Source organism: Polynucleobacter sp. JS-JIR-II-c23, from assembly GCF_035011225.1.
Taxonomy (GTDB): domain Bacteria; phylum Pseudomonadota; class Gammaproteobacteria; order Burkholderiales; family Burkholderiaceae; genus Polynucleobacter.
In genome coordinates, this window is the sequence record NZ_JAYGQT010000001.1 from 588,087 (window position 1) to 607,139 (window position 19,053).

General features: G+C 45.9%; 24 protein-coding genes. 12 read left to right on the top strand and 12 right to left on the bottom strand.

Annotation, left to right across the window (positions count from 1 at the left end; genetic code table 11):
- Nucleotides 1-5 precede the first annotated feature (5 nt).
- The gene (locus tag VC159_RS03090; protein ID WP_323472685.1) at nucleotides 6-1,211 is read right to left on the bottom strand and encodes an MFS transporter; all 1,206 of its coding nucleotides are present in this window, start codon (nucleotides 1,209-1,211) and stop codon (nucleotides 6-8) included.
- Nucleotides 1,212-1,254: 43 nt separating this feature from the next.
- Here VC159_RS03090 and VC159_RS03095 point away from each other — a divergent pair, with 43 nt between their 5' ends.
- A complete protein-coding gene (locus VC159_RS03095; protein WP_323472686.1) occupies nucleotides 1,255-1,935 on the top strand; it encodes a cytochrome b/b6 domain-containing protein in 681 nt (226 codons plus the stop codon).
- Nucleotides 1,936-1,952: 17 nt separating this feature from the next.
- Here the strand turns inward: VC159_RS03095 and VC159_RS03100 are convergent, their stop codons facing one another.
- The gene (locus tag VC159_RS03100; protein ID WP_323472687.1) at nucleotides 1,953-2,405 is read right to left on the bottom strand and encodes a cytochrome c; all 453 of its coding nucleotides are present in this window, start codon (nucleotides 2,403-2,405) and stop codon (nucleotides 1,953-1,955) included.
- Nucleotides 2,406-2,474: 69 nt separating this feature from the next.
- Nucleotides 2,475-3,137, bottom strand: coding sequence for a site-2 protease family protein (locus VC159_RS03105; RefSeq protein ID WP_216262523.1), 663 nt, complete (start codon nucleotides 3,135-3,137; stop codon nucleotides 2,475-2,477).
- A 28-nt stretch (nucleotides 3,138-3,165) separates the two neighbouring features.
- Here VC159_RS03105 and VC159_RS03110 point away from each other — a divergent pair, with 28 nt between their 5' ends.
- Genes VC159_RS03110 through crcB form a run of 4 tightly spaced genes read left to right on the top strand, consistent with a single transcriptional unit; the run spans nucleotide 3,166 to nucleotide 4,694 of the window.
- Nucleotides 3,166-3,333 carry a hypothetical protein gene (locus VC159_RS03110; protein WP_215358242.1) on the top strand — a complete coding sequence of 56 codons (168 nt, stop codon included), beginning with the start codon at nucleotides 3,166-3,168 and terminating at the stop codon, nucleotides 3,331-3,333.
- A 44-nt stretch (nucleotides 3,334-3,377) separates the two neighbouring features.
- On the top strand, nucleotides 3,378-3,515 hold the full coding sequence (locus VC159_RS03115) for a hypothetical protein (RefSeq protein WP_169709848.1): 138 nt from the start codon (nucleotides 3,378-3,380) through the stop codon (nucleotides 3,513-3,515).
- A 9-nt stretch (nucleotides 3,516-3,524) separates the two neighbouring features.
- Nucleotides 3,525-4,304 carry a 4,5-DOPA dioxygenase extradiol gene (gene ygiD / locus VC159_RS03120; RefSeq protein WP_215358240.1) on the top strand — a complete coding sequence of 260 codons (780 nt, stop codon included), beginning with the start codon at nucleotides 3,525-3,527 and terminating at the stop codon, nucleotides 4,302-4,304.
- 12 nt (nucleotides 4,305-4,316) lie between these two features.
- A complete protein-coding gene (gene crcB / locus VC159_RS03125; RefSeq protein WP_323472688.1) occupies nucleotides 4,317-4,694 on the top strand; it encodes a fluoride efflux transporter CrcB in 378 nt (125 codons plus the stop codon).
- Between the two features lie 44 nt (nucleotides 4,695-4,738).
- Here the strand turns inward: crcB and VC159_RS03130 are convergent, their stop codons facing one another.
- The 7 genes from VC159_RS03130 to VC159_RS03160 all read right to left on the bottom strand — a co-directional run bounded on the left by VC159_RS03130 (nucleotide 4,739) and on the right by VC159_RS03160 (nucleotide 11,098).
- Nucleotides 4,739-5,716 (bottom strand): tripartite tricarboxylate transporter substrate binding protein, encoded by a 978-nt coding sequence (locus VC159_RS03130; protein WP_323472689.1) that lies wholly within the window; start codon nucleotides 5,714-5,716, stop codon nucleotides 4,739-4,741.
- A gap of 17 nt (nucleotides 5,717-5,733) precedes the next feature.
- Nucleotides 5,734-6,255 carry a chromate transporter gene (locus VC159_RS03135; protein ID WP_215358234.1) on the bottom strand — a complete coding sequence of 174 codons (522 nt, stop codon included), beginning with the start codon at nucleotides 6,253-6,255 and terminating at the stop codon, nucleotides 5,734-5,736.
- A complete protein-coding gene (locus VC159_RS03140; protein WP_323472690.1) occupies nucleotides 6,252-6,791 on the bottom strand; it encodes a chromate transporter in 540 nt (179 codons plus the stop codon). Before VC159_RS03140 ends, VC159_RS03135 begins: the two co-directional genes overlap by 4 nt.
- Before the next feature lie 23 nt (nucleotides 6,792-6,814).
- Complete coding sequence (locus VC159_RS03145; protein ID WP_323472691.1) at nucleotides 6,815-7,792, bottom strand: D-2-hydroxyacid dehydrogenase family protein; 978 nt, start codon at nucleotides 7,790-7,792, stop codon at nucleotides 6,815-6,817.
- 24 nt (nucleotides 7,793-7,816) lie between these two features.
- Complete coding sequence (locus tag VC159_RS03150) at nucleotides 7,817-9,190, bottom strand: MmgE/PrpD family protein (protein WP_323472692.1); 1,374 nt, start codon at nucleotides 9,188-9,190, stop codon at nucleotides 7,817-7,819.
- A 53-nt stretch (nucleotides 9,191-9,243) separates the two neighbouring features.
- Nucleotides 9,244-10,245 carry a tripartite tricarboxylate transporter substrate binding protein gene (locus VC159_RS03155; protein ID WP_323472693.1) on the bottom strand — a complete coding sequence of 334 codons (1,002 nt, stop codon included), beginning with the start codon at nucleotides 10,243-10,245 and terminating at the stop codon, nucleotides 9,244-9,246.
- Between the two features lie 76 nt (nucleotides 10,246-10,321).
- On the bottom strand, nucleotides 10,322-11,098 hold the full coding sequence (locus tag VC159_RS03160; protein WP_323472694.1) for a sulfurtransferase: 777 nt from the start codon (nucleotides 11,096-11,098) through the stop codon (nucleotides 10,322-10,324).
- Nucleotides 11,099-11,187: 89 nt separating this feature from the next.
- Here VC159_RS03160 and VC159_RS03165 point away from each other — a divergent pair, with 89 nt between their 5' ends.
- From VC159_RS03165 to VC159_RS03190, 7 genes are all read left to right on the top strand, one after another.
- Nucleotides 11,188-12,201 carry a Bug family tripartite tricarboxylate transporter substrate binding protein gene (locus tag VC159_RS03165; RefSeq protein ID WP_215358225.1) on the top strand — a complete coding sequence of 338 codons (1,014 nt, stop codon included), beginning with the start codon at nucleotides 11,188-11,190 and terminating at the stop codon, nucleotides 12,199-12,201.
- A gap of 35 nt (nucleotides 12,202-12,236) precedes the next feature.
- Nucleotides 12,237-12,788, top strand: a complete 552-nt coding sequence (locus tag VC159_RS03170; RefSeq protein ID WP_323472695.1) for a carboxymuconolactone decarboxylase family protein — start codon at nucleotides 12,237-12,239, stop codon at nucleotides 12,786-12,788.
- Nucleotides 12,789-12,829: 41 nt separating this feature from the next.
- Nucleotides 12,830-13,684 carry a pirin family protein gene (locus VC159_RS03175; RefSeq protein WP_323472696.1) on the top strand — a complete coding sequence of 285 codons (855 nt, stop codon included), beginning with the start codon at nucleotides 12,830-12,832 and terminating at the stop codon, nucleotides 13,682-13,684.
- Nucleotides 13,685-14,857: a class I SAM-dependent methyltransferase gene (locus VC159_RS03180; protein WP_323472697.1), complete on the top strand. Its 1,173-nt coding sequence runs from the start codon at nucleotides 13,685-13,687 to the stop codon at nucleotides 14,855-14,857.
- A 339-nt stretch (nucleotides 14,858-15,196) separates the two neighbouring features.
- Nucleotides 15,197-15,583, top strand: a complete 387-nt coding sequence (locus VC159_RS03185; RefSeq protein ID WP_323472698.1) for an energy transducer TonB — start codon at nucleotides 15,197-15,199, stop codon at nucleotides 15,581-15,583.
- 60 nt (nucleotides 15,584-15,643) lie between these two features.
- Nucleotides 15,644-15,766, top strand: a complete 123-nt coding sequence (gene hemP / locus VC159_RS10420; RefSeq protein ID WP_215358197.1) for a hemin uptake protein HemP — start codon at nucleotides 15,644-15,646, stop codon at nucleotides 15,764-15,766.
- Nucleotides 15,767-15,850: 84 nt separating this feature from the next.
- Nucleotides 15,851-17,929 (top strand): TonB-dependent receptor family protein, encoded by a 2,079-nt coding sequence (locus tag VC159_RS03190; RefSeq protein ID WP_323472699.1) that lies wholly within the window; start codon nucleotides 15,851-15,853, stop codon nucleotides 17,927-17,929.
- A gap of 24 nt (nucleotides 17,930-17,953) precedes the next feature.
- Here the strand turns inward: VC159_RS03190 and VC159_RS03195 are convergent, their stop codons facing one another.
- Nucleotides 17,954-18,544, bottom strand: a complete 591-nt coding sequence (locus VC159_RS03195) for a mobile mystery protein B (protein ID WP_215358189.1) — start codon at nucleotides 18,542-18,544, stop codon at nucleotides 17,954-17,956.
- Entirely contained in the window at nucleotides 18,538-18,996 is a 459-nt protein-coding gene (locus VC159_RS03200; RefSeq protein ID WP_323472700.1) for a mobile mystery protein A, read from the bottom strand. The genes VC159_RS03195 and VC159_RS03200 overlap by 7 nt, the downstream gene beginning before the upstream one ends.
- Between the last annotated feature and the right edge of the window lie 57 nt (nucleotides 18,997-19,053).

The window sequence follows — 19,053 nt, forward strand, 5'->3', positions numbered from 1 at the left end:
AGTTGCTAAGAAATATCTTTCAGATGGAGTTTGCCAAGGTGCGGGGCCAGTCGATATGTAATCAGGACAATGGCAATCGTCGCGACCCCACCAAATACGATAGATGGCACTAAGCCAATCATGCTGGCAGCAATGCCAGACTCAAGTGCACCCAATTCATTGGATGAACCAATGAAGATGCCGTTAATGGCGCTAATTCTGCCGCGCATATGATCTGGCGTGGTGAGCTGCATGATGCTGCCTCGTATCACTACTGATATCGAGTCAAAGCATCCAGAGATAAATAGAAAGAATGCGCAGACCCATAAATTACTGGAGATGCCAAAGGCAATAATCGCCGCACCAAATCCAGCCACTGACATCAGAAGATATTTTCCTGAGTCGTTCAGCACGGGACGCCGAGCGAGGTAGATTCCAGTCAGCACCGCTCCAGCCGCGGGCGCGGCACGCAATATCCCCAGAGTTTCTGGGCCCGCATTGAGCACCTCCTTCACAAAGGCTGGAAGAATGGAGACTGCGCCCCCGAAGAGAACGGCAAACATATCGAGTGCCATGATGCTCAAAATGAGTTCATGTTTTCTGACGTAATGAAATCCTTCCAAAAAGCTCTTTAGAAAGTGCTTAGATAAGTTGCTCGATTTTTCTTGCACAGCAGTAATGAAGGTAATTCCGTATAAACCGACTGCTCCGCAGAAGGCTGCGAGCAGATACGTCCATTCAAGCCCTGCAAAGCCAATCATGAGTCCGCCTAATCCTGGTCCGGCCACTACGCAAATCTGAAATGCTGAAGATGCATACGCTGTGTAACGAGGGAGTTGATCTCTCGGAATGATTTGCCCGAAAAGCGCTTGATAAGAAGGTCTTAATAAAGCGCGCCCAATGCCAATAAATGCTACTGCGGTGTAGATCAATGGTATCGGTGGGCTAAGCCATCCCAATGCGATGACCGTTAAAAATAATCCAACCGCAATATGAATGAGGCAGGCGATTGCAGCAATCCACTTGCGGGAGTGGTGATCAACCGCATGACCTGAATATAGAGCCAGCGCAAAGTAGGGGACGAGCTCTGCAAGACCTATCAGCCCGAGTGAAACTACGCTATTGGTGATTTCGTAAAGATGCCAACCCACCGCTACCATCGTAATTTGGTAGCTTAGGGTTGCGCCAACGCGGTACAGCAGTAGGGTTCTAAAGGCTTTGCCGGGATTCATGAATTCCCTCCATTTTAGAGGAGAAGAGGATTATCCTTAAAGGATGAAGAAAATTATTCGAGTGTGGGATCTACCAATCCGCTTATTTCATTGGCTGCTGGTGGTTTGTATAGCCGGTAGCTTTGTGACCATCAATTTGGGTGATGAATTCATTCAATGGCATGCTTATTTCGGTTACAGCATTTTGACCTTGTTGATCTTCAGGATTATCTGGGGTTTTGTTGGATCTACCCATGCGCGCTTCGCCTCTTTCTTGCCGACTAAAAAAGCGATTTTTGATTACTTAAGTGGCAGTTCACCTCGTGTTCTGGGGCACAACCCCATTGGTGCAATTTCTGTATTTGCACTCATTTTTGTCTTATGCGTTCAAGTGCTGACTGGCTTATTTGTTGATGATGAGGTCTCCTTCCAAGGGCCACTAGCAAAATATGTATCTGGCTCGATATCTTCCTTTTTATCTGAGATTCACGAAGGTAACCAAGTAGTGATTTACACCCTGATCGCAATTCATATCGCAGCGATTTGGTATTACAAGAAATTCAAAGGCGAGAATCTGATTAAGCCAATGATCAATGGCGACAAAGAAATCGACCCAAGCGAAGAGGCTAAATACCTGCCTGCTGACTTGGGTCGGGCCTCCAAGGATGGAGTGCTACAGCGCGGTTTTGCTTTAATACTTTTAAGCGTGATCGCGGTGGCGGTCAGTTACTTAGTTACGAAATGACGATCAATAAAAATTGCTTATTTCTTTTTGAAGTCATCATGGCAGCCTTTGCAGGTTGCGCCTGCTGCACCAAAAGATTTTTTAATGCTTTCTAAGTCGCCTGATTGAGCAGCCTTATTGAGATCAATAACAGCTAATTGCATTTTTTCTGCAGCAGCTTTGAACTTGACGTTATCTGACCACACCTCAGGTTTTGCTTTTCCGCCTTCAGTACCTGGACCAAAAGCTTGCCAAGGCAAAGTAGACATCATTGCTACGATCTCTGCATTTTTGCTCACATCGTCTTTGTTATACGGTGCCGCACCTTTAACAACAGCACCAATTCTTCCGAAATGAGTGCCAATGACTGTCATGACGCTCTGACGATATTCAATTGCTTTTTCTGCATTTTGAAATTGAGCAAAGGCAGTGCCTGCTCCAATGGCTAAAACAGTTGCAGTGCCTGCCAAAATAAATTTGTGTAGCTTCATGTTTGCTCTCCGTTAATCAATTGGACTTGATATTTTCAGCATATCTCAGAATAGTCATTTTTGCTCGGATTAAAAAATCATTCTGAGGGGGGTCATCAGAAGATTAATGATTCCTAGGAAAAAGCTGCTGAGGGGCTCCATCCACAGAGTGCCAATAATTCCAGTAAAGACGAGCCCAAGCACAATAAAGAATCCCCATGGCTCTAATCTGCCCAGGGCAATAGATTGGCGTGCGGGCAAAAGGCCAGCCAAAATTCTTCCGCCATCGAGGGGTGGCAGCGGAAACAGATTAAATACGAGTAAACCAATATTCCACATTACTCCTGCTTTTGCCATTGAAGTCAGGAAGGGCTCATCAATTCCAAAGCCCTGCACTAGGACCCAAAAGACCGCCCAAATGATTGCCTGTACGAAATTCGATCCCGGTCCCGCTAAGGCAACCCAAATCGAGTCAATTCTGGGGTTTCTGAGTCGCCCAAAATTGACTGGTACCGGCTTGGCATACCCCACCAAAAAAGGAGATCCTGTCAGAATTAAGACGAGTGGAATCAATAGGGTGCCTACAGGGTCTATATGTTTAGCGGGATTGAGGCTCACCCGTCCCAGCATGTAGGCGGTGTTATCACCAAATCTGCGGGCTGCGTAGCCATGAGCTGCTTCATGGATGGTGATGGCAAAAATCAGGGGAATCGCATTAATGGCGACAGCTTGGATAGAATAGTCAGTAATCATGGCAATATGATATCCATAGGAGCTCAAAGTGACTGACGAAAAGAAACCCGATTCAAAAACCCCGGTAAAAGCGCTAGCAGCGAAGCCGCCAGCACGTCCACCCGTCCCAAAAGGACCCTCTGGCCCAGCCGGAAGGCCTCAGGCAGGCTTTGGTGGGGGAAAAGGCATGATGCGCAAGGCCGGTCGCGGTCGATAGTGGATAATTACCCTATTCATTAATGTGTTTATAGAGGATTTAGCATGAACGAATGGCATAACGAATCTAAAGAAGAGATCAACAAAAAGATCATTACATTGGTCGTGATGTTGGCCGCTGCTACTAGCTTGGCTATTTTGTTTGCATTGGTTGCGGCTCATACAGGTTACGTATTCGGTTAATCAGTATTAATGACTAGCCATCGCCAACCTGCAATATTTGCTGGCCATGGCAGTCCGATGTATGCCATAGAGCCCAACCGCTATACAGCGGCATGGTCGGCTCTTGGAAAATCATTAAAGCGTCCTGACGCTATTTTGATGATCTCAGCACATTGGGTAACCCGCGGAGTTTGGGTAACTGCAATGACTAAACCAAAAACGATTCATGATTTCGGTGGCTTTCCACAAGCACTGTTTGATGTGCAATATCCAGCGCCAGGTAGCCCTGCATTAGCTGATCGCGTGCAAGAATTATTGAGCGTTCCTGTTGTGCTTGAAGAGAATGAATGGGGTATTGATCATGGAGCTTGGTCGGTTCTGAAATACATGTACCCCAATGCGGATGTGCCTGTAGTGCAGCTGAGTCTCGATGGTGCAATGTCAGCACGTGAGCACTATGAGCTTGCTAAGCAATTACGCCCCTTGCGTGATGAAAATATTTTGATTTTATCTAGTGGTAATGTGGTACATAACTTGCGCACCATCCATTGGCAAGAGGGCGCTGAGCCTTATCCATGGGCAAAAGAGTTCAATGATTTTTTTGCTTCAGAAATGCGCGCCAATCATCATGAGGCATTGATTGACTGGGAGCGTTTTGGAGATGCAGCACACCTCTCTATTCCGACCGCAGAGCATTATTGGCCAGCCTTGTATACCTTGGCCTTGCAGGAAGAGGGAGAGCAGGCCAAAATCTATATAGATGGAATTGAGATGAGTTCAATTGGCATGCTGGGTTTTTCAATTCAATAACAAGAGTAGATTATGTGGCTTCCTATCTTCGCAATCTTTTTTGGAGCAGGCTTTGGCGCTTTATTAAGAGCTGGCTTTAATTTCGCTACCGTTGGGATGGCTTCGGCACTGCCATTGGGTACTTTTATATCGAATATGGTTGGCGGATACTTAATTGGGATTGCAGTTGCCTTCTTTGGTAACAATCCAAGCCTATCTCCAGAGTGGAAGCTTTTAGTGGTCACTGGTTTCTTAGGAGGTTTGACTACCTTCTCAAGCTTTTCTGCCGAGGTGGTTGGCTTTATGCAGCGCGGGGAATTTACATGGGCTTTGGGCACAGCGCTACTAAATCTAGTTGGCTCACTTGTGCTGACCTTCTTGGGTATCCTGACTTATCAGGCCCTCAAATAAAATTGGGGGCGCTAAGCCCCCAATGTCATTCAATTTAGAATTCCTTACTCCGGCTTGATATTGGCTGTTTTTACAACAGCACTCCATTTGGCACTCTCAGCTTTAATCAGGCTGGCAAATTCAGCTGGACTCCCTCCACCAATCTCATTCCCTTGTGAGAGCATGAGTTCACGTAGTTGAGGATCTTTGAGCGCCTCATTTGCAGCAGCATTTAATTTATCAATAATGGCCTTAGGTGTTCCCTTGGGCGCAATGAGTCCTTGCCAATTGAGAACCTCTACTTTTGGGTAGCCTAGCTCTGTAAAGCTGGGAACATTAGGTAATAGAGGAGAGCGTTTTTTGCTGGTAATAGCAAGTGGTCGAATCTTGTCAGCCTTGATGCTGGGAACAGCGGAATACATTTGATCGAACATGAGGTCAACGTTGCCACCCATGAGGTCGGTTAGTGCTGCAGAGCCACTTTTGTATGGCACATGAATCATCTGAATACCCGCATTTTGTTCAAAGAGTTCGGCAGACAGTTGGTGGCTTCCTCCGATGCCGCCAGAAGAGAACGTAAGCACCCCAGGCTTTGCTTTAGCAGCAGCAACAATATCTTGTACAGATTTGTAAGGGGAGTTTGGATTGACCACCAATACCAAAGGTCCTTTTTCAATCAATATGATGGGTGTTAAATCTATCTCCGGGTCATAACGCAAATTACCAAAGAGCGTTTTATTGACCGACATTGGGGCGAAGTTACCCATGCCGATGGTGTATCCATCAGGTGCAGCACGAACAATTGCTTCTGTACCAATATTGCCGCCAGCACCTGGCTTGTTATCTACGACGATTGGTTGCTTGAGAATGATGCTCATCTTTTGCGCAATTTGGCGACTTCTAGAGTCAGCGCTACCACCAGCACCATAAGGGACGATGAAGTTAATTGGCTTGCTAGGGTAGTTGCTTTGCGCAAAAGATACGCTGCAGAAAACAGAAAGAAAGCTTAACAGGCAGAAGGTCGAGCATTGAATCAGTCGCATATTAATTCCTAAAATGTTTAAATAAATCCTAGAAAGCCTAAGGCTCCACCTATGACAATTAGATATAGAGGGTGCCAGCGTGTGAATAATGTAAAGCCGATAGTCGCAAGGGTCAGGGCGTAGGCTGCCGCGCCATGGTTAATTTGAATAGCAATTTGCCATGCAGAAGAAAGAACCAGTCCAATGGCTAGCGCTGCCGCTGCGTACTGAATAGATTTTTTCTTGATGGGATCTTGAATGCCCATAATAAAGCGCTGCAAAAAATAAATCAGGATAGATGAGGGCCATGCAATCGCCAGTGTGGCAATAAATGCACCTATTACGCCATAAATATGCCAGCCCAATAGGGTGACAGTCATAAAATTTGGGCCGGGTGCTGCTTGCGCTATAGCAAAGTAATCTGAAAAAGTTTGCAGATCAATCCAATGCTCTTGATAGACGGCCAAGTTTAACAACTCTGGTAGCAAAGCGTTGACACCGCCAAACGCAACTAGCGAGAAGGCGGATAGTTTTAGGAAGACGCTTAAAAGCATACTCATGAACTAAGCGCTTTCTTACGTGCCAAGAACAGTGCTAGCGGTAAAACAGCGAGCACAACCCAACCTAGACCGAGATGAAAGTAGGTGACTGCACAGATAGTGATGACAACTACAAGCAGCATCAAAGGAAAGCGAAACTCATCGCGCAGCATCTTGAAACCAGTTGAAGCGATAAGGCCTACGCCTACTGCAGAGATACCCCGCAATAGTCCTTTCACTGTATCCAGATAGCTGTAGTGTTGATATAGCGTGGCAAGTAACAGCACAATGGCAATGGGCCCTAGTGTCAGACCAAGGACTGCAGCAACTGCTCCCCTTGCTCCTGCAAATCGAGAGCCAACACAAACAGCGAGATTAACAATATTGGGGCCTGGAACGATCTGGCAAATGCCAAGGATGGCGCTAAATTCCTCGGACGTCAGGATTTTGTCCCGCTCCACTAGGGTTCGTCTGGCCCAAGGGAGTACACCACCAAAGCCTGACATGCCAATTTTGCTAAAACTGATAAAAAGCTGTGACGGAGTTAGGTTATGCATCGAGGACGCTGTTTATTAATAAATTATTGAGGCTTAAAGGGGTGTGGTACTGGTTTATTTTCTAGCCATGCTTCTAAAGTTTCTGTAATACCTTTTGAGAAAGCCTCAAAAATTGGTTCAGCAATAAAGCCTAAATGAGGCGTCACTAAAAGATTGGGAGTATTGCGTAGTGCATCTTTTTCAGGAAGGGGCTCAACATCAAACACATCCACCGCTGCTTGTCCTGGTCTACCGGAGGCTAGCGCCTTTTGGAGGTCAGGCATATTAATGAGTGCAGCACGCGAAGTGTTGATTAGAATTGAATCTGGACGCATTAGCGCCAATTGATCGGCGCTAATCAATCCCTTAGTTCCAGGGCCTGCAACTAAATGCATCGATATGACCTTAGAGGTTTTAAGTAGCTCATCCAAGCTAACAGCTTTTGCATTTTCAGCTGCTGCACGTTCTGGGGTCATGCGCGGACTCCACGCTACAACCTCCATACCAAAAGCAGCGCCAACACGTGCCACTCGACTGCCAATAGCACCTAAGCCCATAATGCCCAAGCGTTCGCCAGAGAGCATTGGTAGGAGAGAAAATGCATCGCGCCAGCCACCAGAGGCGATCAGTTTATTTTCTTCAATCAGGCGCTTAGATGCCCCCAGAATCAAAGCCCAAGTAAGCTCAGCGGTAGTTTCTTTTGAGGGCCCACCTGGCGTGCAGCCCATGGGGATATTTCTGGAAACTAGTTCAGAGGCTTCTAGGGTGCCATTGCGTTCACCGGTAAACATTAAAAACTTGAGTTTTGGTAGGCGCGCGATCATCGCCTCATTGAAGGGCGAGCGATCTCTCACGATAGCAATCGCATCGGCATCTTTTACTGCTTCATATAAGGCTTCATCACGCAAAGGATCATGGTAGATAGTGAGCTTAGCTTGTTGGTCTAACTTATCCCAGTTAGAGAAGCGACGTAGAGCGCGCTCATAATCTCCAAGAATAACGATGTTCGGTAATGAAGCCATAAATGAAAAAACTTTCAGGTGAAATTAGTCTGGAGTGCAAAGGCTTAAGATTTGCTTGAGGTCTGGCGCTTGTCCTAACTTCCAGAGTGCAGAAATCAGTTGAATAGTTTTCCCTTTTCCAATTACTGGCTCGGCCAAGCTTGTAAATTTTTGCTCCAAGTTGGCATCGCTCATTGGATTTTCTACAGATCCAATCGCATTCTTTACAAAGATATGCACTTCTCTGCCATCCTTAAGGAAGGCTTTAACGTCCACAGATGCTTCACTAATGGAGGTATCGGTAGTCGCATTCACTTTAGCGCGTAAGGCTACAACGTCAGGACGGTTGACGATCTCATCCGCATATTCACCTTCACCTGCTTGACCAAACATCAAGCCCACAGCGCATCCGTGATACACGCTGAACTTGCCTTCTAGTCCATCTTTAGGTGTTTTCTTGCCAGTTAATTCGAGTACCAGTGGGTGAACACGTAACTCAATGCGTTCAACCTCTTCTGCCTTGACACCTTGGGCGCGTAATTGGGCGCAAGCATCAATAGCTGGGTGAATCACAATTCCGCAGGCGAATGGTTTGTAGGTGTTTAAGGAAATCTCAAAAGATTTTCCAAGGGCGCGATCAATTTCTGACCAGTCGCACTTAGTAGAAACGGTTTGCATATAGCCACGGCCCGCTTCAAGCGCTTTAGAGCTTGCAGTAAAACCATGTTTTGCCAACAGCGCAGAAAGTTGACCTGCGCGTGCAGCGCCACCTGGATGAAAGGGTTTGGTCATCGTGCCAAATTGCTCGCGCATGCCAACCGGTTGTGAGGCAGCAATACCTAGAGCCATAATTGTTTTTTGCAGATCAAGACCCATTAAGCGTGAACATGCAGCAGCAGAACCCAACATCCCAGTGGAGCCAGTGATATGCCAGCCACGATGGTAGTGATCCGGATACATTGCATTGCCGACTCGACAAGCAACATCAATACCTAGAACAAGAGAGTCAATCATTTGACGGCCATTGGTACCAATGTGTTCGCCTAAGGCTAGGATTGCAGAAGCCACTGGGCCAGCTGGATGAATCACGGTTTTGAGGTGAGTATCGTCAAAGTCAAAAGTATGTGAGCTGATGCCGTTAATCAATGCTGCTCCGCCCATGTCTACTTTATCTTTGCGACCGAGGATGCTGGCTTGTGGCGCTGGCTGAAATTCACGAATAGCGGCTAAAGACGATTCAACGCTCTCATGATTGGCTGCGCCGATCGCACAACCAAGCCAGTTTAAGAATGTACGATGCGCTTCGTGTTCAACCTCTGGAGTCCATCCTTGGCTTGGGTGAGTATTAACAAACTCCGCCAAAATTTTGGTGACTGGTGGTGCATTGAGATCAGCTGCTGCAGCAATAGCGTGAGACATATAAATTTCCTATGAATAAGTGTGAGTATTTTTAAATAAGCGGATATTGAAAATTAATCGATTTCAATATTGCGGTCTTTGGCAACCTTAGCCCAGCGTGCAATATCTTCTTTGATGTAATTAGTAAATTGAGGAGGTGTCATTGGCATCAATGTCAAAGCCTCACTCGTCATTTTTTCTGAGAAGTCTGGTAGTGCGAGAACTTTGTTTAATTCAGCATTGAGCTTTGCAACAATCGCGGGTGGAAGATTTGCAGGGCCTACCAAGCCATACCACTGTTGGCCATCAAAGCCGTTATATCCAAGCTCTTTGAAGGTGGGAATATTAGGGGCTACTGGGCTGCGTTTGGCTCCAGTAACGGCAAGCCCACGAACCCTATTCGTATTGATGTATGGCAACGCTGCAAATAGAGTAGGGAGCATCGCTTGAGTCTGGCCTGCCAATAAATCAGTGTAGGCAGGACCTACGCCACGATAAGGCACATGCACCATAAATATTCCAGCTGCTAGCTTTAGTTGCTCCATGCCAAGATGTGTCAGAGTGCCTGGACCAGCAGATCCATAACTTAATTTGGCAGGATTCTTTTTGGCGTAATCTACAAACTCTTTGAAATTCTTGATCGGTAGGTCAGGATTGATAATGAGTACGTTAGGTGTTGCACCAATCATGCCAATCGGTGTGAAATCTTTAATAGCGTCGTAAGGTAGTTTGCGGACAGCAGGGTTAGTGCCGTGTGTTCCTACATAAGCAATCATCAGCGTGTAGCCATCAGCTGGTGCTTTAGCAGTTGCTTGTGAGGCAATTGATCCGCCACCACCACCCATGTTTTCTACAACCACTGTTTGACCAATAGATCGAGAAAGTTTTTCCGCAACAGCGCGCGCAATATTATCTAGTCCGCCACCAGCAGCTACTGGTGCAATCAGTTTGATAGGTTTGGTTGGATAGGTTGCTGCACTTTGCGCCTGCGCATTGAAATGGAATGCCAATCCCAAAAAAGCAAAAAGAAGGGATGACAAAAAAATCGGCCTTTGCCGATTGATCGTATTAGACATGTCTCGAGTCCGAATTATTGTTATAAGTTAGTTTTGTATAGCCAAATCATTTTACTATTGATAGCGTTAGCTCTGCTCAGGCTGGGCTGGCTTTGAGTTTCTTTCGAATGGAGTGCTCTACGGGGATGGAGTCAAGGTTTGGCTCCAGCGCCTCACGCTCATCAAAGACAAAGCAGCTGCCTTGGTAATGAGCGGAACCCACTTCCTCGAAATATTTCAAAATACCGCCTTCTAGTTGGTAGCTGTGCTCCATGCCAATTTCCCGCATATACAAGCCAGATTTTTCACAGCGAATACCGCCCGTACAAAAGCTGACCAGCGTCTTATCGGCTAAATCATCTTTATGTGCAGAAATTGCCGCTGGAAACTCGGTGAACTTTTCAATATTGAAATGCAATGCATTCTCAAAAGTGCCGTAGTCGACTTCAAAGGCGTTACGCGTATCAACCATCACTACAGGACGACCTAGATCGTCAGTGCCGCGATCTAACCACTCTTGCAATTTTTTGGGGGTAATGAAATTAGCACGACCTTCCTCAGGTCGAATCGCTGGGTGATTCATGCGAATAATTTCATTCTTGAGCTTGATCAACATCTTCTTGAAGGGTTGATCCTCAGACCAGCTTTCTTTTGCTTGAAGTGGGGCAAAGCGGGGATCGGTGCGGAGCCAATCTAGAAATCCACGTAGCGCATCTGTTTTGCCGGCAAGGAACATATTGATGCCTTCACCAGTCAACAAGATGGTTCCCTTCAGCTGGCGGGCATTGCATTCATCCAGCATTTTGGCGCGCAGCTCTGGCAAGCCATCTAGGCTGACGAATAAATAGGCGGCAATATTTAGAATTGACTTCATTTTTCTCTCACTGGGCTACAGCAGCATTATCGAGCAAATAGGCTGAGGGGGTGTTAATCTTGAGGTCTTATCTAGAGGAGACAAGTCCCATGCAGGATTTAGTGAAAATGGCTAAAAAAGCCCTTAAAAACAGCCTATTAGCCGCTTTGATGGCCTTAGGGGTAAGCGGTGTTGCTTTGGCGCAAAGTGCGGGTGTTGGCACATGGCCCACCCAAAAGCCAATTCGTTTAATTGCGGTCTTTCCGCCGGGCGGCTCAGTTGACCAGGTTGCTCGTGTATTGGCGCCTGCTTTGCAAGCGGAACTAAAGCAAAACGTGATTGTTGAAAACGTAGGAGGCGCCTCCGGTGTGATTGGTACCTCTGCAATGACTCGGTCCGACCCGGATGGCTACACCTTTGCAGTGGTATTTGATACCCATGGTGTGAACCCTAGTCTCAAAGACAAACTTCCCTATGACACGATAAAAGATATTGCTCCCGTGATTTTGGTTGGCACATCACCGATGGTGTTGGTTGCCAGCAAAAAATCTGGCATCACCAGCTTTAAACAATTAGTGGATCTTTCCAAGACTGGTAAGCAATTTAGTTACGGTTCCATTGGAATTGGTAGCTTGGGTCACTTAGCAATGGCGCGCCTTGCAAAACAAGCGGGCTTTGATTGGAATCACATTCCTTATCGTGGTGGCGGTCCTTTAATGCAGGATGCGTTGGGCGGTCAAGTGGAGTTGGCGGTTGGCTCAGAATTTTTGGTGAAACCTCATATCGATAACGGTGGAGTTATTCCTCTAGTGATTACGACTGCCAAGCGTTCACCATCATTGCCTAATGTGCCGACAATTTCTGAGAGCGGCTTCCCAGGCTTTAGTGCGCCAGCTTGGTGGGCGGTATTGGCTCCTGGTAAAACATCTCCGGCAGTGATCGATGCAATGAACAAAGCATTAAATAAAGCCCTGAAGACGCCTGCTGTCGCTGAGAAGTTCAAAATGCAAGGCATTCAAATTGTTGGTGGCACCCCTGTTGCTGCACAAGAGTTTATCGGCAAGCAAATTGGTATCTGGGGTAAGTTTGTCATTGAAAATAATATTAAAGAAACTGCTCAGTAAGAGTTGTTGATAAGCGGTATTAATAAAAGGTAAGTATGTCAGAACGTTTAATTCCGTATCAGCCAATGGATTTGGCAGAGCCAGCAGAGTTGGTTGCTGCTATTCGCAAAAGACGTGGCGGTCAGTTTATTAATTTAGATCGCATGCTTTTGCATAGTGTTCCTATTGCAGAGGGCTGGAATCATTTCATTGGGGAGATTCGGAATAACCTGTCTTTGGATCCGAAGCTGCGTGAGTTGGCCATGTGTGGTGTAGCTGTATTGAATGGCGCTGAGTATGAATTTTTTCACCATGCGCCACCCTTCAAGAAGGCGGGCGGCACAGAGGAGCAGGTTCAAGGTTTGCGACTTATTGGGCAGCCGAATTTTCCAAAAGATTTGTACTCGCCGGTGGAAAACGATGCTGCTGAACTCACTTTTCAGATGACGCGCAATATCAAAGTGGATCCTGAATTAATGAAGCGCTTACAAAAGGCTCTGGGAAGTACGGATGCCGTGGAATTAGTTACGGTAATCGCTGCTTACAACATGGTTTCTCGATTCTTGATAGCGCTTGACGTTAATCCTGAAGATCATCCTCCGGCTTAAAGTTAAAACTTAACCAAAGCCAAGTCAACGCATTCATCAATATGATCCGCAACATCCAAACCATCATTCCTGGCATTGCCACCTCTGATGGCGCGGGTGTGAAATTGCGCCGCAGTCTGGGTGGTCAAAATCAAGTCAGGTTGGATCCTTTCTTGATGCTCGATGAGTTTTCCTCCAATGATCCAAATGATTATGTAGCGGGCTTTCCGGCACATCCCCATCGGGGTTTTGAGACGGTCACCTATATGCTGGAAGGTCACATGTTGCATGAGGATCATTTGGGAAATCAAGGCCACCTGAAAACTGGTGGCGTGCAATGGATGACGGCAGGGCGCGGCATTATTCATTCAGAGATGCCACAGCAAGTGAGCGGCGCCATGCGTGGCTTTCAGTTGTGGATCAACTTACCCGCCAAAGAAAAGATGAAGCCGGCTGGCTATAAAGATATCCAGGTTGAAGATATTCCGAAGATTGCTTTGGCAAATGGGGGCTCAGTCAAGATCATTGCGGGCGCATACGACGATGGTGGTAAGGCAGTTCAAGGCCCGATTCAGGGGATTACCACTGCGCCTCTATTTTTAGATGTGCATTTACCACCTAATGGTGAGTTCGAACACTGTATCCCAAAAGAGCTAAATGCTTTCGTTTATGTTTACGAGGGCGCCCTAGAAATAGGTGGGCCAATGATGCCCGCCCCAAAGCAGGCAGCTATCGTTCTTGGGGATGGTGATCGCTTAAAGGTGAGGTCTGGAGAGCTAGGGGCACAGTTCATCGTGCTAGCAGCATTACCGCTACATGAGTCTATCGTTCAGTACGGTCCTTTTGTGATGAATACTCGCGCTGAAATTGAACAAGCAATCGATGATTATCAAAACAATCGCTTTGTGGTTTCCTAAGTGACGCAATCAGCAACCCTTCAATGGGAAGAGGGCGGACAAATCTGTTCCGCTCATTGGCATTCTGAAAATGGGATTGCACCGCATAAAAAGATTCAGATTGCGGATGACACGCTGACTGCTGATATTGCTTATCGCTTAGCTTGTGAAGGCACTGCGATGCTTTACAAGGGTGACTTTCAGAATGCAAAACAACTCTTACAGGCTTTGGTAAGAAGGGTAGATAAGCCCTCCAAGAAGTCCACTAGAGCTGACAGAGTTTCCAAAGAGAAAATCAAAAGTCCCTTGGATGCATTCAACCTGCATCGTCTCACCCAATCTCAGCGCGCACGTATTTTGGGTATGGTTCTCATCCACTTGAATGCTGACCATACGATACCTTTGAGACGCGCCCCAGATGTATCGCAGGCCTGCCTTGAGGCCTATGGAACGCAAGAAACTTCCTATGTCATTTCTTTACGTGAGTTGCTTGGCGTAATTAGTGCTCATGAGTGGCGCAAGACAGGTGTTCAAGTGCTAACTAGGGATGATGAAGAGGTTCGCATTCATCCGCACTATGGTGTTTTCTCTCCAGTGCGCAGTGAATATATTAGCTTGATGCTGAAAGCCCCTTTACCAGAAGCAATAAAAGATAGCTCTATAGCTTTTGATGTTGGGACGGGCACTGGGGTGTTGGCAGTTATTTTGGCTCTGCGAGATTTTCAGAAGATTATTGCGACCGATCTAAGTGATCGAGCGATTGCTTGTGCGAAAGAAAATATTGACCACTTTGACTTGAATTCGCAAATTGAAATTCAGAAAGCCAATCTTTTTCCAGACGGCAAAGCAGCACTCATTGTTTGTAATCCACCATGGCTACCTGCAAGACCGAGTTCCTCGCTAGAGCATGCGGTGTATGACCCTGAGAGCCAGATGTTGAAGGGTTTCTTGGACGGGTTAAAAGATCATCTGCTGCAAAATGGTGAGGGTTGGCTCATTCTGTCTGACCTTGCTGAGCACTTAGGCTTGAGAACAAGAGAAGAGCTTCTGAATTGGATTGAGCAGGCCGGCTTGAAAGTGATTGCGCGTTTAGACACGAAGCCAACGCACAATAAGGCGTTTGATAAAACTGACGCATTACATGCAGCGAGATCAAAAGAAGTCACCTCACTTTGGCGCTTGACTAAAAAGTAGTACCACATTAAATAGCCCTACAAGCCCCGTCCCCATTGGGATCATGGTTGTTAATCCACTACATCATCCTTAAAATCATTGAGAGCAGTAGTTAACTTACTACACATTTTTTCTGTAAGTTGAATATAGTTTTTCTCATTTATTTTTTAAGGGTGTAATTTGTTTTCTGGGGCATTGTCTAGAAATATTTTGCTAATTTCGGGGGTAACTTCCTCTCATTTATTAGCACTATTGATACTTTTATCGGGATCATTTGCGGGGTCCACATCATCCGCTCCAGATTTTCTGATGGTGAATCTAGTAGGTAAAAGTGCCTTGCCATCCCAACAGAAAAAATCCTTGTTCGCACCCCAAATCAAGACACCTTCCAGCAGTGAGCGCAATAGTTCCAGTGCTGTAAATGAATCCCATGCGCATAGTGATAGCAAGGGAGCTGGGCGTCACGCATTAGGTGCAGCTAGACAGGCTATATACAGCCCTAAACCCCATTACCCCTTAGCCAGCAGACAACTTAAGGAACAGGGTTTGGTCATTGCAAGATTATGTGTAAGTGAGCAAGGCCTTGTGCAAGAAGTTGGTATCACCCAAAGCTCAGGCTTTCAGGGTTTGGATCACTCAGCCATCAAGGCTTTGACTCAGTGGAGATTTGCGCCCATTGCAATAGCCCCCGCCCAGGTTTCTTTGCAATGCTTTCAGACATCTATTCAATTTACCTTGGAAGGCTAGTACTTGAAGGAGAAAAATACCTTAGATCTTGATTCAATATGTATTCGATCAAACCAACTTTTGCCTAGATGCATTCCAAGCGAAACCTTATTGGGCCGCACAAAGCAAATTTTCATCTTGCATGATGGGCATTCATATCAATTGCGCATCACTAAATTAGGGAAGCTCATTTTGACGAAGTAAATATGAATTAGCTTACTAGCCAGCAAGAGCATTTTCATATGCATATAGCCAGCGATTTTTTGTTTTTATCACTGGAGATGGTATATGAAGCATCAAGAAGTTTTTCGTCCTCGAAATCGTTTAGTCTGGGTTTCATCGTTTGCATTGTTATATGGAGGATCTTTTTCAGTTTGGGCAAATGCCCAAGATATTGAGTTACCTAGGATTGATATTGTTGGTCGAGAGGAAAATGCGCTGTATAAAATTCCTGGTACGGTTGATGTCATTAATCAACAGAGGATGGAGGAGCTGCAACCTCAGTCCCTACAAGATGTATTAAAGACGGTTCCTGGTGTTAATGTCCGCGGAGATGAGGGTGGCCTAGGGTCTATTCCAAATATTGGCATTCGGGGATTAAATCCGAGTCGCAGCTCCAAGGTTCTTCTTCTGGAGGATGGCGCCCCCATTCAACCAAGTCTCTTCATTTCCAATGCTTCCTATTACAGCCCACCTGTAGAGCAAATCGGTGGGATTGAAGTTTTAAAGGGCGCATCGGGCCTGAAATATGGCCCATCCAATATTGGTGGCGTAGTGAATTACCTTAGCAAAACACCTGCTCCAGGATTTAAGTTAACCGGCAAAGTGGGTAACTACGGATATCGTTTAGTAGAGCTTGAGGCAGGGGGAAAATCGTCAACGAATGGCGCTATGGGAGGAATTAGCCTGATTCAATCTGAGTCCAGTGGATATCAAGGCAATGGTTTCAAGATGTATGACATCTTGGTGAAAGGGGGAATGGAGGTTGCACAGAATCAGTGGTTAAGTCTCAAATACACCCATTACGATAACAATATCAATACCTCGTATGTAGGTCTGCGCCCAAATCAGTACAGCACTCACTCAAGAGATAATCCAGCGCCAAATGACCGCTTTATTACCCAAAGAAATGCAGTAGATCTCAATCATGCTGTTGAAATCAGCCCAGAGACCAAAATCAATACCTTGATGTATTGGAGCAGGTTATCAAGAGATTATTGGCGGCAAAGTATTGTTAAACGTACACAGGAATCGACTGTCTTTAGAGCCTGCAACGTAGATACTGATTGTCTGATTGGACGAAATCGAGAGTTTCAAATGTTGGGCATCGATTCTCGGGTAAGTCATGCCTATAAGGCTCTAGGGATTTCTAATGAAGCAGAGTTTGGATTGCGCTTGCATACCGAATCTCAAATCAATCAAGTAGTGAGTTCCAAAACTTTAGCCTATTCTGGTCGACTCACTTCGCAGGAAGATAACAAGGCTAATTCAGTGGCGGTCTATGCGCAAAACCGTTTCTTGCTGAGCAAAGACTTTGCACTTATTCCTGGGGTACGAGTGGAAAGTTATAACCAGACCCGTTCAAATCCTGCGACTGGTAAAGCAGGTAGCGCCAAGAATGTAGAAACTATTCCGCAAATTGGTGCTACCTGGCAGCTTGTTCCCCAAGTGCAGGCGTACGGTAGTGTATATAAAGGTTTTGCACCAGCACAGTTAGCCACCGCAATTGATGACAAAGGAGTTGATCAGCAGTTAGCCCCAGAACGCTCAACTAATGCGGAGCTCGGGCTGCGTGGTCGCTCGGGTGCTTTTACTTATGATTCAGCTATTTTTAGCATGAACTTCAGTAATCAAATTGTGAATCAGAGCTTAGCTGCCGGAATTTCTAAAGCCAATGGCGGTAAAAGTTTGCATCAAGGTGCTGAGATGTCCTTGGCTTATGCGCTCGGAGGAGGATGGGGCATTAACGGTAATGCTACTTATATCCCGGTGGCTAAGTTTGTTGGTACGAGCTCTTTGGGGCGAGATGGTAATCGCATTCCGTACACACCTAAATTGACTTCAAATTTGGGTGTTAGCTACGAAAAGAATGGCTTCAATACTTTAATTAATCTGAATTATGTTTCTACTCAGTATGCGGATTCGGCAAATACGGTTGCGCAAAATGCCATTGGAACTTTAGGCGAGGTTCCTGCTTTTACAACAGTCAATTGGAGTGCTAACTATGCCATCAACAAAGATTGGAAAATGTTTGGAGTGATTAATAATGTATTTAATAAGAGATATATATCCAGCCGGAGTCCTGATGGGATTTTTGCTGGAGCGCCTCTCAATTTTCAGGCTGGCATGAGCTATCAATTCAATTAATGAACACAGTTCAAAAATAAGTATTTATAGCCTAGCAAATTGCATTAGTGGTGCGATATCGCCTTTATCTGCCGCGCGTAGAGCTGATAAGTAGTTTTGGCGAATAGCACCTGGGGTGGCGATTAAAGTATTGCCGCCCCAAGAAAATCTTTTACCGCCAAGGCTGACGATTAAAGCATCCGCCATCAAGCGAGCATGACGACCATTGCCGTTTGGAAACGCATGAATCAACACTAGTTGATGATGAAAGCGCACTACGATCTCATCAATAGGCATTGCTTTGTTTTCAATCTGATAGACAGTGTTATCTAGAAGATTCTTAAGGACAACGGCAATTTGAGTCCAGTCAATGCCGATACTCTTAGCGCTCTTTCTGAACGTGCCAGCCCATAGCCATGTTTGATTAAACATACGTCTATGTAATTCACGTACCAAGCCCTCATTCAAACCTTGGGCGATCTTTTGACGCGCAATCCAATCTGCCCCTTCGACAATATTCATTTCCTCCCAAGCGTTTAAATCAGCTTGAGTGCTAATGTGTTTGGGGATGAGACCAAGGGCTTCATCCGGATCAATCGGAGTGGCTCCTGGCGCATATTCAAAATGCATCACCATAAATTCCTTCTAGGACCGTCCAATATCTCTTTTGCTAGTAGTTGCAGTTGCTTTTGACTAGCGGACTTATCTACCGACTGATCCTCAAGACTCATCGAATGAGAAATAGGGCGCAACCTTTCACGCGCAACCGTAATAGCGCGATCTTCCAAGATTTTCTCTAATGATTTGCGTGGCACTAGGGCGTATTGCAACTCGCAATCTAAGGCGCTCGCCAGCTTGCGCAGGCTAGCTAAAGTGATCTTTTCATCAGCCTCAGCCTTTTCGAGCTTGGTAATGCTGGCAGGTGTAACACCGAGCTTGCGAGCCAATGCAGAGGCTGACATACCCAAAGATTCGCGAATAGCCTTTACCCATCCATTACCTGGGCGGTTCGGGGGGCGAGTATTCCTTAACTTGGTAAGGGATAAATCCATTTGATGGAGCTGTAAGTTGGCAAATTTCTTGTTCATATTGATACCTTTAGGTATTAATTAATATATCTAATTGTAACCTAAAGGTATTGATTA

Bases quoted from the DNA above. Each gene is read 5' to 3' on its own strand.
- VC159_RS03140 (WP_323472690.1), bottom strand. From the start codon at position 6,791: ATGCATAACCTAACTCCGTCACAGCTTTTTATCAGTTTTAGCAAAATT.
- VC159_RS03135 (WP_215358234.1), bottom strand. From the start codon at position 6,255: ATGAGTATGCTTTTAAGCGTCTTCCTAAAACTATCCGCCTTCTCGCTA.
- VC159_RS03200 (WP_323472700.1), bottom strand. From the start codon at position 18,996: ATGAACAAGAAATTTGCCAACTTACAGCTCCATCAAATGGATTTATCC.
- VC159_RS03115 (WP_169709848.1), top strand. From the start codon at position 3,378: ATGAACGAATGGCATAACGAATCTAAAGAAGAGATCAACAAAAAGATC.
- VC159_RS03175 (WP_323472696.1), top strand. From the start codon at position 12,830: ATGATCCGCAACATCCAAACCATCATTCCTGGCATTGCCACCTCTGAT.
- VC159_RS03100 (WP_323472687.1), bottom strand. From the start codon at position 2,405: ATGAAGCTACACAAATTTATTTTGGCAGGCACTGCAACTGTTTTAGCC.
- VC159_RS03090 (WP_323472685.1), bottom strand. From the start codon at position 1,211: ATGAATCCCGGCAAAGCCTTTAGAACCCTACTGCTGTACCGCGTTGGC.
- VC159_RS03195 (WP_215358189.1), bottom strand. From the start codon at position 18,544: ATGGTGATGCATTTTGAATATGCGCCAGGAGCCACTCCGATTGATCCG.
- VC159_RS03130 (WP_323472689.1), bottom strand. From the start codon at position 5,716: ATGCGACTGATTCAATGCTCGACCTTCTGCCTGTTAAGCTTTCTTTCT.
- crcB (WP_323472688.1), top strand. From the start codon at position 4,317: ATGTGGCTTCCTATCTTCGCAATCTTTTTTGGAGCAGGCTTTGGCGCT.
- VC159_RS03095 (WP_323472686.1), top strand. From the start codon at position 1,255: ATGAAGAAAATTATTCGAGTGTGGGATCTACCAATCCGCTTATTTCAT.
- ygiD (WP_215358240.1), top strand. From the start codon at position 3,525: ATGACTAGCCATCGCCAACCTGCAATATTTGCTGGCCATGGCAGTCCG.
- VC159_RS03190 (WP_323472699.1), top strand. From the start codon at position 15,851: ATGAAGCATCAAGAAGTTTTTCGTCCTCGAAATCGTTTAGTCTGGGTT.
- VC159_RS03145 (WP_323472691.1), bottom strand. From the start codon at position 7,792: ATGGCTTCATTACCGAACATCGTTATTCTTGGAGATTATGAGCGCGCT.
- VC159_RS03150 (WP_323472692.1), bottom strand. From the start codon at position 9,190: ATGTCTCACGCTATTGCTGCAGCAGCTGATCTCAATGCACCACCAGTC.
- VC159_RS03170 (WP_323472695.1), top strand. From the start codon at position 12,237: ATGTCAGAACGTTTAATTCCGTATCAGCCAATGGATTTGGCAGAGCCA.
- VC159_RS03160 (WP_323472694.1), bottom strand. From the start codon at position 11,098: ATGAAGTCAATTCTAAATATTGCCGCCTATTTATTCGTCAGCCTAGAT.
- VC159_RS03165 (WP_215358225.1), top strand. From the start codon at position 11,188: ATGCAGGATTTAGTGAAAATGGCTAAAAAAGCCCTTAAAAACAGCCTA.
- VC159_RS03155 (WP_323472693.1), bottom strand. From the start codon at position 10,245: ATGTCTAATACGATCAATCGGCAAAGGCCGATTTTTTTGTCATCCCTT.
- VC159_RS03105 (WP_216262523.1), bottom strand. From the start codon at position 3,137: ATGATTACTGACTATTCTATCCAAGCTGTCGCCATTAATGCGATTCCC.